10 protein-coding genes are annotated in these 13199 nt (G+C 68.2%); 3 read left to right on the top strand and 7 right to left on the bottom strand.

What is annotated here, in order from left to right:
- Positions 1–68 precede the first annotated feature (68 nt).
- On the bottom strand, positions 69–1556 hold the full coding sequence (locus tag ACM26Y_RS11955; protein ID WP_416063518.1) for an MFS transporter: 1488 nt from the start codon (positions 1554–1556) through the stop codon (positions 69–71).
- A gap of 201 nt (positions 1557–1757) precedes the next feature.
- Here ACM26Y_RS11955 and ppk2 point away from each other — a divergent pair, with 201 nt between their 5' ends.
- Positions 1758–2645, top strand: coding sequence for a polyphosphate kinase 2 (gene ppk2 / locus ACM26Y_RS11950; RefSeq protein ID WP_003935454.1), 888 nt, complete (start codon positions 1758–1760; stop codon positions 2643–2645).
- A 43-nt stretch (positions 2646–2688) separates the two neighbouring features.
- Entirely contained in the window at positions 2689–5487 is a 2799-nt protein-coding gene (locus ACM26Y_RS11945; RefSeq protein ID WP_416063517.1) for a cation-translocating P-type ATPase, read from the top strand.
- A 148-nt stretch (positions 5488–5635) separates the two neighbouring features.
- Here ACM26Y_RS11945 and ACM26Y_RS11940 read toward each other — a convergent pair whose 3' ends face one another.
- Entirely contained in the window at positions 5636–5929 is a 294-nt protein-coding gene (locus ACM26Y_RS11940; protein WP_040271286.1) for an SHOCT domain-containing protein, read from the bottom strand.
- 56 nt (positions 5930–5985) lie between these two features.
- Positions 5986–6435 (bottom strand): DUF6325 family protein, encoded by a 450-nt coding sequence (locus ACM26Y_RS11935; protein WP_054372799.1) that lies wholly within the window; start codon positions 6433–6435, stop codon positions 5986–5988.
- 364 nt (positions 6436–6799) lie between these two features.
- On the opposite strand from ACM26Y_RS11935, the gene ACM26Y_RS11930 reads away from it, so the two are divergent.
- On the top strand, positions 6800–7192 hold the full coding sequence (locus ACM26Y_RS11930; protein ID WP_225222415.1) for a hypothetical protein: 393 nt from the start codon (positions 6800–6802) through the stop codon (positions 7190–7192).
- A gap of 173 nt (positions 7193–7365) precedes the next feature.
- On the opposite strand, the gene ACM26Y_RS11925 is transcribed toward ACM26Y_RS11930, so the two are convergent.
- Genes ACM26Y_RS11925 through alaS form a run of 4 tightly spaced genes read right to left on the bottom strand, consistent with a single transcriptional unit; the run spans position 7366 to position 13170 of the window.
- Positions 7366–8208 carry a shikimate dehydrogenase gene (locus ACM26Y_RS11925; RefSeq protein WP_416063516.1) on the bottom strand — a complete coding sequence of 281 codons (843 nt, stop codon included), beginning with the start codon at positions 8206–8208 and terminating at the stop codon, positions 7366–7368.
- Complete coding sequence (locus ACM26Y_RS11920; protein ID WP_416063515.1) at positions 8205–9983, bottom strand: endolytic transglycosylase MltG; 1779 nt, start codon at positions 9981–9983, stop codon at positions 8205–8207. The genes ACM26Y_RS11925 and ACM26Y_RS11920 overlap by 4 nt, the downstream gene beginning before the upstream one ends.
- Positions 9980–10504: a Holliday junction resolvase RuvX gene (gene ruvX / locus ACM26Y_RS11915; protein ID WP_190242399.1), complete on the bottom strand. Its 525-nt coding sequence runs from the start codon at positions 10502–10504 to the stop codon at positions 9980–9982. Before ruvX ends, ACM26Y_RS11920 begins: the two co-directional genes overlap by 4 nt.
- Positions 10504–13170 carry an alanine--tRNA ligase gene (gene alaS / locus ACM26Y_RS11910; protein ID WP_416063514.1) on the bottom strand — a complete coding sequence of 889 codons (2667 nt, stop codon included), beginning with the start codon at positions 13168–13170 and terminating at the stop codon, positions 10504–10506. Before alaS ends, ruvX begins: the two co-directional genes overlap by 1 nt.
- Positions 13171–13199 lie beyond the last annotated feature (29 nt).

Raw genomic sequence — 13199 nt, 5'->3', positions numbered from 1 at the left:
TGTAGCCCCTTTTGCGGGACGACCGTACATATCGTACGCCGCCCATATACGCAAAGCCCCCGAAACCGTCAACGTGGTGCCGGAGTTCGATCAGGTGTCCCGGGGAGACGCAGTGCCGCCACCAACCCGATCAGACCGAGGACGGCCAGCACTGTCATGGCCAGCGCGTACGCGCGGTCGGGCGATGTCAACCCGGCGACCAGGACGGTACCCGCCACAGCCGTACCCAGCGACGATCCGAGATTGGATACGCACCGCGACAACCCCGAGATCTCGCCTTGACGCTCCTCCGCGAATGCGGACTGCACCACGTTGACCGACGGCGTCAGCATCGTCCCGAGTCCGATGCCGATGAGCAGCAGCCCTGGCGTGAACGCCCATGCACTCGTCCAAGCCCGCACGAGCAGGAGAAGGACACCGACACCCGCGAGGGTGGTGACGAACCCGGCTGTGATCAGCGTGCGCTGCGGGTACTTCGCTGTCAGTCGCTCCGCCACGAGCGAGGCACCGAGGATGCCGGCGGTGGCCGCGGTGAAGATCACGCCGGTCTCGATCGCGTTGTATCCCCGGACGACCTGCAGGAACGCGGAAACGACGAACGCGATCCCCATCAGCAGCAGCCACTGGATGTTCTGCGTCACCAGCGCGAGGTTCGAGGTGCGGTTGCGGAACAGTGACAGCGACAGCAGTGGCTCCTTGCCTGCCCGTTCACGAGCCCGCACGTACAGCAGGAACCACACGATGAACAGTGCTCCTACCACGACCAGGATTGCCATCAGAACGACATCGGTGTCGGCCTGCAGGATCCCCATCACGAGGCAGACCAGACCGGCGGCGGAAAGGAGGGCGCCTACGGCGTCGAACGGTCGCGCCGGATCGGGAGGGACCGGGTCCACGATCCCCCGGCTGAGCACGAGGATGACTCCGATGATCAGCGCCTGGAACACGAAGGCCGCGCGCCAGTCGATGCCGGTGGTGATGACACCACCGATCAGCGGACCTGCTGCCGCTCCGATGCCGCCCATCCCGGTGATGACACCGAATGCCCGCGCTCGAGAGGTCAGATCACTGAAGAGCATCGTGGTGAGGATGTACACCGGCGGAATCAGCAGCGCGGTGCCCACCCCTTCGAGGATCGAGTTGCCGATGATCAGTACCCCGAGGTTGGGCGAGACCGCGCTGATCAATGCTCCGATGCCGTACAGAACGAGACCGAGCACAAAGCACCGCTTACGCCCCCACCGGTCGGTCAGCTTGCCTCCGGGGATCATGAACGCGGCCATCACCAGCAGGAACACGGTGATCGCGGTCTGCACACCCTGCACGGTCGTCCCGAGATCCGCACTGATGTCGTTGATCATCACGTTCATGTTCGACCCGGCGAAGCTGCAGATGAACTGTGCCAGAGCGAGCGGCACGAGCATCCGCCGCAGGGTCGAGGACGGGCGCGGAGAGTCGAGACTGTCCGGCATGGCGAGCCCTTCCGCTCGACAAAGAGATGCACTGACTCGTGCACAACGTGGCCAGTGACATTCTGGGGCATTCGAAGAACCCAAGGTGGCAATTTCGAGCGTCCACCGCCGCCGTTGCGTCCCCCCCCCCCCCCCCCCGATCGAGCCGGCGAAATGGTCGAAATCCGGCGGATTTCTCGGCACTGATGGAAAATCGCTTCCATGCACCTTCCGGCGATCGCTCCGGAAGTGCCGGCCGTTCGATGAGGCCCCTCGCCTCCAGTCCACACGTCGGGAGAGTCGGTCATGGGTTCCAAGTCCGCCCGGAAGAAGGCACCGAAGGGCGGCCACGGCCGGAAGCGCGTTGCCGAAGCCGGGGAGCTCCGTTCGCCTGCCGCGGAACCGGGAACGCCGGCGAAGAAACCGATGAAGAACAAGGAGTATCTACGACGTCTCAAACCGCTCCAGGGTGAACTCGTCGCCATGCAGGAATGGGTCAGATCCTCCGGCGCGAAAGTCTGCATTCTGTTCGAGGGCCGCGACACCGCCGGAAAAGGCGGCGTCATCAAGGCGATCACCGAACGCGTCAGCCCGCGTGTGTTCCGCGTGGTCGCCCTGCCCGCGCCGACCGAGCGCGAGAAGAGCCAGATGTACGTGCAGCGGTACCTTCCGCATCTGCCGGCCGGTGGCGAGGTGGTGATCTTCGACCGCAGTTGGTACAACCGCGCGGGAGTCGAACGGGTGATGGGGTTCTGTACCGAAGAGGAAGCGCGGCACTTTCTCGAGATGACGCCCGCGGTCGAACGGGCGATCGTCGACTCGGGCATCGTTCTGCTCAAGTACTGGCTCGAGGTGAGTCAGGAACAGCAGACGGTGCGGCTGCAACGCCGGATCGACGACCCGCGCAGGATCTGGAAACTCTCGGACCTCGATCTACAGTCGTACAGCCGGTGGTACGACTATTCGCGGGCACGCGACGAGATGTTCCGCTATACCGACACCGGCTGGGCACCCTGGTATGTCGCCGACAACGACGACAAGAAGCGCGGCCGGCTCAATGTCGTCAGCCACTTGCTGAGCCAGATTCCCTACGAACCGCTCGAACACCGCGACATCACCCTGCCGGAGCGTCGGGGTCCGCACGGATACCGGACGCCCAGGCAGCAATTGCACTGGATACCCACGCCCTTCTGAAAAGTCGTCTCCGACGAGTCGTCTCCGGCGAGGAGAAGCGATCATGGCCCTCACCGCACGTCCCCCGGATCAGGGGCGTCCCACCGACACCGACGCCGTGCAGGCCGAGCGGAACACCTGGCACGTTCAGGAGTCGGATACCGTCGTCGCGGCGCTGAACTCGGATCGGCACTCGGGGTTGACCGCGGGAGAAGCCGGTGCCCGCCGCCGCCGGTACGGCCTCAACGAGATCGCCTCCGAGCCCGGACCGTCGATGTGGGCGATCGCGCTTCGGCAGCTCGAAGATCCGATGAATCTGATGCTGGTCGCGGTCGCCGTCGTCAGCATCGTCATTGGTGAGGTACCGACGGCGATCGTGGTCGTGGTGCTCGTCGGACTCAACATCGTGCTGGGCACGCAACAGGAACTGAAGGCTCGTGCCAGCGTCGATGCGCTCGCAAGAATGCAGACGCCGCAGACGCGCGTGATCCGTGACGGCATCCTGGTTCAGCTCGCCGCCACCGATCTCGTCCCGGGCGACATCGTGCAAGTGGAGGCGGGCGACATCGTGCCCGCCGACGGCCGGCTGCTCACGACGGCCACCCTCGAGACGCAGGAGGCGGCGCTGACGGGTGAAAGCACCCCCGTCCCGAAGGACCCACACACGCTCGACACCGCCGATGTCGCCCTCGGCGACCGCAGCAACATGGTCTTCCAGAACACGTCGGTCACCCGGGGCACCGCCACGATGATCGTCACGGAAACCGGCATGCACACGGAGATGGGCCGGATCGCGTCGATGCTGTCCGCCGTCGCACCGAGCAAGTCGCCCCTTCAGCGCGAGCTGGACTCGCTGACCAAGATTCTCGGGATCATTGCGTGGGCTGCGGTCGCGATCATCGTGATCATCGGGTTGGTTCGGGGGCAGGAACTGGCGACGCTGTTGCTGCTGGGCATCTCCATGGGGGTGTCCGCCATCCCCACCGGACTGCCCACATTCGTTCAGGCCATGCTCGCTTTCGGAGCCCGTCAGCTGGCGGACGCCAAGGCCGTCGTGAAGAACCTCACCGACGTCGAGACACTCGGTGCCACCAGCGCGATCAACTCGGACAAGACCGGCACCTTGACCATGAACCAGATGACCGTCCGGTCCCTGTACTTCCACGGCCGCTGGTACACCGTGGACGGCGAGGGCTACGACAAGACGGGGAGGATTGCCCAGGCTGCGGGCCTGGAGGTTCCGGACTTCACCCTGCTCGCGTACGGCCTGTGCCTGGACAGCGACGCCACCGTCTCCGACACCGGCGACATCGTCGGCGATCCCACCGAGGCCGCGCTCGTGGTGCTCGCCGCGAAGATCGGGATCGACGCTCCGCTGACCCGGCGGACGTATCCGCGGGTCGCGGAGGTGCCGTTCGACTCCGCTTACAAGTTCATGGCGACGTTCCACCACCTACCGGTCGACGGCACCACCCGATTCGTGGAACTCGTCAAGGGTGGACCCGATGTCGTCCTCGCCCGCTGCACCAGCGCCTACCAGCCGGGCCGTCGGGAGGTACCGATCGAGGAGGTCCGCGACGACCTGGCCGCGGCCAACCGAACTCTCTCGGAGCAGGGGTTGCGCGTGCTGGCGTTCGCGGTCCGCCTGCTCGACGGTCGGGAAGAGGCGGTGCAGGCCGACCCGATGTCGTTCGTCGGTGAGCTCATCTTCGTCGGGATGGTCGGCATCATCGATCCGCTTCGCCCGGAGGCCGTCGACTCGGTCCGCACCGCGCGAGCGGCCGGCATCGAGGTCCGCATGATCACCGGCGACCACGCGATCACAGCGTCGGCGATCGGTGCCGAACTCGGTCTCGGGCCGGGCGCGATCGGCGGGGCCGAACTGCACGCCATGTCGGACGAGGAACTGACGGCAGCGTTGCCGAACCTGCACGTCTTCGGCCGCGTCACTCCGCAGGACAAGCTGCGGCTGGCCGACCTCATGCAGCGGAGCGGCGCGGTAGTGGCCATGACCGGCGATGCCGTCAACGACGCCGCGGCCCTGAAGAAGGCCGACATCGGGGTGGCCATGGGCTCGGGCAGCGAGGTCACCAAGCAGGCCGGCAAGATGGTGCTCACGGACGACAACTTCGGGACGTTGATCACCGCGATCAGGTTGGGCCGCAGCATCTACGACAAGATCGTGTCCTACATCCGCTACCAGATGTCCAAGCTGTTCTCACTCGTCCTGCTGTTCCTCGTCGCGAGCATCTTCGACATCAACGACGGCGTCGCGCTCACGCCGCTGATGGTGCTGTTCCAGCACTTCTTCATCACCCTCTTTCCGGTTGCGGTCATCATGCTCGACCCGCCACCGCCGAACCTGATGACCAAGACGCCCCGCGACCCCGGGGTGCCGATCGCGAACCGCACGGCGCTACTGCAGTGGCTGGCATATGGCATCCTGCAGTTCGCCGTCACCCTCGCTGCGATGCTCCTCGCTCCCGGCGAGATGAGCCCCACCGCGGCCAACGTCCCGATGACGACCGCATTCGTGGTCTTGTCGTTCGGTTCCATCCTGAGCGGACTCGCCCTGCGCCGAGACCCGGACTCGGGGATGACCGCTCCGGTCCTGAGGGCGCTCGGAATCCTGTCCATCCCCGTCGTCGTCACAGTGTTCGCCGTCGAGGCCGGCTTCCTCCAGGATCTGCTGATGACCACCTCACTGACCGGCGGCCAGTGGCTCGCCTGCGTGGGTTGGTCGCTCCTCGTTCCGGTCGTCATCGAAGGCGAGAAGGTACTACGGCGACGCCGACGTTCGGCGCCGACGGCCCCCATCCCCGTCGCGGCCGCAGTGGCACCGCAGCGTGTCCATCACCGCTGACAGCGAATCACGATCGCGCACCTACGATCCGGCCGCACGTACGACTCGGGAAGCGGATGACCGAGACTTCGAGCATGTGGGGCCCGAAGGCGCCGGGACACGCCCGCCCGCAGGATGATTCACCGCGGTCGGGCGTGCCGTCGGCTGGTCAGGAAGCCAGGATTCGGGCCTTCTCGGCTTCGAACTCGGCCTCGGTGAGCACGCCCTGCGCCTTCAGCTCGGCGAGGTCCTTCAATGCGGCGATCCGGTCCGTCCCTCCCTGGCCGGCCGGGGCGGCCGGCGGCGGTGCGGGTTCAGGCGGATACTGCTCGTAGCGTTCGTATTGCGCTTGCTCCTGCCCCGCCCAGCGCTGACCCTGTCGCCGGGATACACGGTTGGAGACGGCGGTGGCGGTTCCCGCCACCACGGCCGTTCGGGCGACGCCCCGCAGCAGTCCGGGCATGACGCACTCCTCTGCATACTCGAAGGATCGACTTAGCCGAATCCCTCTGGCTGTTCTCAGCTTTCGGACTCGATCTGATCCAGGGACGACAGGATACTCTGCACGGGAATCCGGCCCGACGCGACGAGCTGGGCGCCGTTGCGGCGCAGAGCGCGAGCAAATGGCGCTGCCCACGTGTTCTCGTACACGAGCACCGCCGCCGAACAACCCGGCTCGAGTGCTGCGCCGGCTTCGGCGAAGTCGGTGTCGTCGAGCAGACCGGAGGCGGCCTCCGCGAACAGCGTGACATCGACCTCGCCCTCGAGCCCGACGTCGGCGATGTCGATCCCGGCAACGGAGCCGTCCGGATCCTTCCGGACGAACGCCAGGTCCAGCACTCGCACGATGCCGCGCTCGACGAGATCGCGCAGCAGGGGCAGCGCCGACCCGTCGGGCGGACGGTCGGCGGGGAACTCGATGACGAGATAGTCCACCGGACCCATTTCGTCGATGTCGGTATCGGTCACCGGAGGCCTCGTTTCAGCGACGGGATCGGTCTTCGGCAGCAGTTCGGGAGGTTTCACGGCGCCACGCCCGCGAGATGGCGACGCCGACCGGGAAACGGAGAACCAGTCCACCGCATGTTCGACGATAGCTCGCACACGTCTGCACGCATCCGGTTTTCGGGCAGGCCGTTTTCGGGCAGGCAACCGGATCGCTCCCGCCTCGTCGCCGAAAGGAGGAGCGCGAGGGGTGCGTGACCGCGCCGATACCGAGAATGGGACGAAAGTCCCTGCTGGACCTGTGCAACCCGGCGCACACTCGACCCGTCAGATCCATTCGGAGAGGGAGACGACCGTGTCACACAACGTGCATGTCGAACCGGAACCCATGTCCACGAAACAGGCCGTCGCGGCGGGGACGTCGATCGGAGCCGCGGTCATCATGGCCACGATCGGAGTCCTGCAGTTCTTCCAGGGGATTGCGGCGGTCGCCGAGGACGAAGTGATCGTCCAGGGCCAGGAGTACACCTTCAAGTTCGATCTCACGACCTGGGGATGGATCCACATCGTCATGGGTGTCGTGATCGTCGTCGTCGGCATCGCGCTGATCACCGGCGCGACGTGGGCACGGGTGGCGGCCATCATCATCGCCGCGCTGTCCATTCTGGCGAATTTCCTGTGGTTGCCGTACTACCCGTGGTGGTCGATCCTCATCATCGCCTTGGACGTCGTGGTCATCTGGGCGATCTCGACGTGGAACCCCCGGGCCGACTACTACTGACCGCGCCCGGCACCGGGTCGTGCGACGGCGATCCGTCCCGTCGCACGATCCGCGGCGTCGCGCGGGTGGCGTCGATGCAGTCGTTCCTCAGTACTGCATCGACCCCGCTCCATCGATCACCCCGGATGCGACGACCGTCGCCGGTGCGGGCCGGAGCCGAACCCGCCGCGTCGTCAACCGGCGAGGGCCGCGGCCATCTCCGCCTTCGGTGCGGGTCGACCGGTGAACTGCTCGACCTGGCCGAATGCCTGATGCAGCAGCATCTGCAGGCCGCCCACCACGACGGATCCATGCGCCGTGGCGGCCTCGGCGAGCGGGGTGGGCCACGGGTCGTAGATCGCGTCGAGGACGAACGGTGCGCGGCCGAGCTGCTGCGCGTAGGGCGCCGCCGCGGCCGCCGGCACGGTGCTCACGAGCGCACCAGCGCCGGCGCACACGTCCGCGAGTTCCGGGGCGTCGAACGGCAACCAACGCGGCTTCATACCCACCGCCTCGGCGCAGTCGAACGTCTCGGCGGCCCGGACCTCGTTGCGGGCGACGACGGTCACCGAGGTGACCCCGAGCTCGGCGAGCCCCACCAGGGCCGGCCGCGCGGTCCCCCCGGCCCCGACCACCACCGCCGAAGCGCCGGCCAGGTCCCCGACGCCGGCGGCGCGCAGCGCGCCGGTGACGCCGTCGACGTCGGTACAGTCGGCCCGCCAGCCGTCCGCGGTCCGCACCAGGGTGTTCGCCGAGCCGATCAGCACGGCCCGGTCGGTGCGCTCGGTGGCGAACTCGAGGGCCGCGAATTTGCCGGGCATCGTCACCGACACCCCGACCCACTCGGGCCTGAGTCCGGACACCAGAGCCGGCAGCTGCTCGCCCGTGCATTCGATGCGCTCGTAGGTCCAGTCCGTCAGACCCAGCGCCCGGTAGGCAGCCAGGTGCAGCAACGGGGACTTGGAATGCGCGATGGGGCTGCCGAGGACCGCGGCCTTGCGGGCGCCGGTCACGATGTCATCTGCCACTGTCGTCATCTGCCACTGTCGAGGATTCCGCTGTCCAGCGCCTGTTGCGTATTCGTCAGGTGTTCGTCGTAGTTGTCGGCGAACAGGGTCGTGCCCTGAGCGTCGATGGTCACGAAGTACGTCCAGTTCCCCGCCTCCGGGTTCTCCACGGCCTGCAGCGCCTCGATGCTCGGCGACGAGATCGGGGTGGCGGGCAGTCCCGGGCTCGCGTACGTGTTCCAGGGGGTGACCTGCGCCCGATCGGCATCGGTGGTCGCCAGCTCGGTTTCGTCGAGGGCGTAGTTGACCGTCGAGTCGAACTGCAACGGCTGACCGATCTTCAGACGATTGAGGATCACCCGGGCGACCTTCGCGAAGTCGTCCGGCAGCGCCTCGCGTTCCACGAGGGACGCCGAGACGAGCATCTCGTACGGCGTCAGCCCCACCTTGGCCGCGGCCTGGGTGATGCCCGTCTCGTCGTAGCGCTCGGCGCTGGTGGAGACGAGGTACCGGAGTATGTCTGCGGCCCCGGCAGTGGGATCGAAGTCCCAGCGGCCGGCCGCGATGAGTCCCTCGAGCTGCCGAGTGCGATCGGGCACGTTCGCGACGGCGGCCCGCGCCCATTCCGGCACACCGAGCGCGGCGAGGTCGGTGCTCGCACCCGCGGCGTCGAGTTCCTCGTAGGTCAGACACGTGCGCTGCCCGTCGCGTTCGAGGCAGCTGGCCTCCGCTATGAGGGTGTAGATCCCCTTGCGTACCGCGCCGGTGTTGACGTCGCGGATGTCGTGCAACTGCCGGCCCTCGGAGATCACCAGCGCCCCCACCCGGTTCGCGGGGTCGACGAGGGCGGCGACGGCCTCGCGGGCGGGAAGCCGGCTGGCAATCGAGTAGAAGCCCGGCTGCAGCGAGTTCATCCCGGGGTTCTGGACGGCGGCATTGTAGAAGGCGTCGGAGCTGGCGACGATGTCCGCTTCCTTGAAGGCGGCGCCGATCTGCTCGGCGGTGTCACCCGGGTGCACCTGCACGACGACGGCGGGGCCGCCCGCACCGGTGTAGTCGGGTGGCAGGTCGGGGCCGGTGAACTTCTGGTAGGCGAAGAATCCGCCGCCGAGGAGCAGAACCAGCACGGCCGCGACGGCGAGCACGCCGACGATCCGGCCGCGTATGCGGCGGGCCCGGGCCGAGCGGGCGTGGGCCCGGCGGGCCGGGGACATCCCGACAGGTTCGGGGACGGCGCGATCGGCGGAGTCGGTCCAGTCCTGTCCTGCTGCGGACGCCTCGGGGTAGCCGCGCGGATCGTCGTCGACTGCGGCGTACCCGAACTGGTCGTAGCCCGACTCGTCGTAGGTGGGCGGCTGCTCGTGGTCGTCGTGTCGGTAGGTGCCCGGTGCAGGGTCGTATCCGTCGCGGTCGTATCCGTCGCGGTCGCGGGGATCGTAGTCGCTGGGCCCGTAGCCCTGGGGCTCGTAGGTCTGAGCCTCGAAGACCTCGGTTTCGGCACCCGGGTGGTCGGCGGGGTGTCCGCCGTAGGGGCGGAGCTCGGGCTGCGACGGGGTGCCGGGGTCGTACTCGTCGAGCCGGTAGACGTGCTCGGTGGTGGGGGCGTCGTCGAAGGGGTGCCCGCCGGCCGGAGGGGTCGGAGGCTCGTAGCGGTGGCCGCCCCCGGCGGCGGACGGCGGCGAAACGTCGGTCCCGTGCCGCGGCCGGTACCACTCGTCCTGCTGGGCGGGCCCGAACCCGGGACGGTCCCCGGAGGCGTGGTCCGCCCCGGTGGACTCGTCGTCCGGCCTCCCGTGCCGGCTCATCGTCCGTTCTCCGGCTTGCCGTCCTCGGCCACGTTCACCACTGCACTCCGCTCGTCCAACCAACCCTGCAAGATGGCGACGGCGGCGGCCTGGTCGATCACCGGCCGCGCACCGCGCGCACTGACTCCGCTCTCGCGGAGGGCCCGCGCCGCAGTGACCGTCGTGAATCGTTCGTCGGCCATCCGCACGGGAATCCCGGTCATCCGCCGGCGCAGCCGTCCCGCGAAGTCACGGGCCAGTTTCGCGGCCTTGCCGGGCTCCCCGCGCAGGGTCTGCGGCAGACCGACGATAACCTCCACGGCCTCGTACTCCGTGACGATGTCCACAATGCGCCGGATATCCGGCGCGTCGGGCCCGCGTTCCTTCGAGCGCGGCACGGTCTCGACCGGGGTGGCCAGGATCCCGTCGGGATCGGACGAGGCCACACCGATCCGGACACTTCCGACGTCGATGCCGATGCGGCGTCCGCGGCCGGGGTCGTCGACACCCGGGCGGTCGGGACCGGCGAAGTCGGCCACGATCAGCCGGCCAGCTCGCTGAGCCGGGCGCGGAACGCGGTCAACGCCGCGGGGATACCGGCGGGGTCGGATCCGGATCCCTGTGCCATGTCGGGCTTGCCGCCGCCGCGGCCACCGATGACCGGCCCGAAGCTCGAGACCAGGTCGCCGGCCTTGATGCCCTTGGCCTGGGCGGCCTTGGTGGTGGCGACGACGAACGGCACCTTGCCGTCGGCCGAACCGAGGAGCAGCACCACGGCGGGCTCGCTGCCGAGCCGGCCGCGGACGTCGGAGGCGAGGCTGCGCAGGTCGTTGCCGGCCACGCCCTCGGGGGCCGCCTCGGCGACGACGAGCAGATCGCCGGTGCGTTCCGCCTTCTCGGCGAACGTGCCGGCCGAAGCGAGCACCGCGGCGGCGCGGGTGCGTTCGAGTTCCTTCTCGGCCGCCTTCAACCGCTCGACCAGGGATTCGACGCGCGCGGGCACCTCCTCGGAGGGCACCTTCAGGGTCGAGGACAGACCGGCGAGCAGGGCCCGTTCCTTGGCCAGGTGCCGGTACGAGTCCAGGCCGACGTATGCCTCGACGCGGCGCACACCCGAGCCGACGGACTGCTCGCCGAGCAGGGTGACGGTGCCGACGTGGGAGGAGTGCTCGACGTGCGTGCCGCCGCACAGCTCCATCGAGAACGGGCCGCCGATCTCCACGACGCGGACCTCGTCGCCGTAGTTCTCGCCGAAGAGCGCCATCGCACCCATCTTCTTGGCCTTGTCCAGGTCCGTGACGAAGGTGTTGACCGGGTAGTTCGCCGCGACGGCCTCGTTGGTGACGGCCTCGATGTCGGCCTTCTGCTGCTCGCTGAGCGCTCCGGGCCAGGAGAAGTCGAACCGCAGGTAGCCCGGCTTGTTCAGCGAGCCGGCCTGCACGGCGTTGGGGCCGAGGACTTCGCGCAGCGCGGCGTGGACCAGGTGGGTGCCCGAGTGGCCCTGCGTAGCGCCCTTGCGCCAGGACGGGTCGACCTGCACGAGGACGGCGTCGCCCTCGGTGACCTGACCCTCGAGCACGGTCACCTTGTGCACCCACAGCTGCTTGGCGATCTTCTGGACGTCGTCGACCTTGATGCGCAGACCGCCGGCGGTGATGGTGCCGACGTCGGCGATCTGACCGCCGGCCTCGGCGTAGAGGGGGCTGCGGTCGAGGATCAGCTCGACGTTCTGGCCGGCCTGCGCCGCGTGCAACCGTTCTCCGCCGGTGATGACGGCCAGCACCGTCGCCTCGGTCACCAGTTCGGTGAAGCCGGTGAACTCGGTGGGGCCGCGGTCGAGCAGTTCCTTGTAGACGGTCAGGTCGGCGTGGGCGTGCTTGCGGGCACGGGCGTCGTCCTTGGCGCGCTGACGCTGCTCGGCCATGAGGGAACGGAAGCCGTCCTCGTCGACGGTCAGGCCCGCCTCGGAGGCCATCTCCAGCGTCAGGTCGATCGGGAACCCGTAGGTGTCGTGCAGGGTGAAGGCTTCGGTGCCGCCGAGAACGGACCTGCCCTGGGCCTTCGCGGACTCGACCGCGCCCTCGAACAGCTTGCTGCCGGTGCCCAGGGTCTTGAGGAATGCGGTCTCCTCACCGACGGCGACGGTCTCGATGCGCGGGTAGTCCGTCGCCAGCTCCGGGTAGGACGGGCTCATGGTGTCGCGCACGACGGCCATGAACTCGGCCATCGTCGGCGTGTCGGCGCCGAGCAGACGCGCGGAGCGCACGATCCGGCGCAGCAGGCGGCGCAGGACGTAGCCGCGACCGTCGTTGCCGGGGTTGACGCCGTCGACGATGAGCATCGCGGCGGTGCGGGCGTGGTCGGCGATGACCCGGAAGCGCACGTCCGAGGCGTGGTCGGCGCCGTAGACGCTGCCGGTGAGCTCGGCGGCCTTGTCGATGACCGGGCGCAGCAGGTCGGTCTCGTAGACGTTCTCGACGCCCTGGAGCAGGAACGCGACTCGCTCGACACCCATGCCGGTGTCGATGTTCTTCTTCGGCAGCGGCCCGAGGATCGGGTAGCCCTCCTTGGCTCCGCCCTCGCCGCGCTCGTTCTGCATGAACACGAGGTTCCAGATCTCGATGTAGCGGTCCTCGTCGGCCTCGGGGCCACCCGGGGCGCCGTATTCGGGGCCGCGGTCGTAGAAGATCTCCGAGCAGGGGCCGCAGGGACCGGGGATGCCCATCGACCAGTAGTTGTCCTTCATGCCGCGGCGCTGGATGCGCTCGGCGGGGACGCCGATCTTGTCGTGCCAGATCGAGTACGCCTCGTCGTCGTCCAGATACACGGTCGCCCAGAGCTTCTCGGGATCGATGCCGTAGCCGCCGTCGTCGACGGAGCCGGTCAGCAACGACCACGCGTGCCCGATCGCCTCTTCCTTGAAGTAGTCGCCGAACGAGAAGTTGCCGGCCATCTGGAAGAACGTGTTGTGCCGGGTGGTGATGCCCACCTCCTCGATGTCGAGGGTGCGCACACACTTCTGCACCGAGGTCGCGGTGCTGAACGGAGGGGTCTGCTGGCCGAGGAAGTAGGGCACGAACGGGACCATGCCGGCGTTGACGAACAGCAGGTTCGGATCGGCCAGGATCAGCGACGCGCTGGGCACCTCGGTGTGGCCCGCCTTCACGAAGTGGTCGAGAAAGCGCCTGCGGATCTCGTGGGTCTGCACGTCGATGGTCCTCTTTGTCTGACGGTGTG

Source organism: Rhodococcus indonesiensis (genome assembly GCF_047782815.1).
In the GTDB taxonomy this organism is placed as follows: domain Bacteria; phylum Actinomycetota; class Actinomycetes; order Mycobacteriales; family Mycobacteriaceae; genus Rhodococcus; species Rhodococcus indonesiensis.
This window is presented reverse-complemented; position numbering and strand designations above follow the sequence as displayed.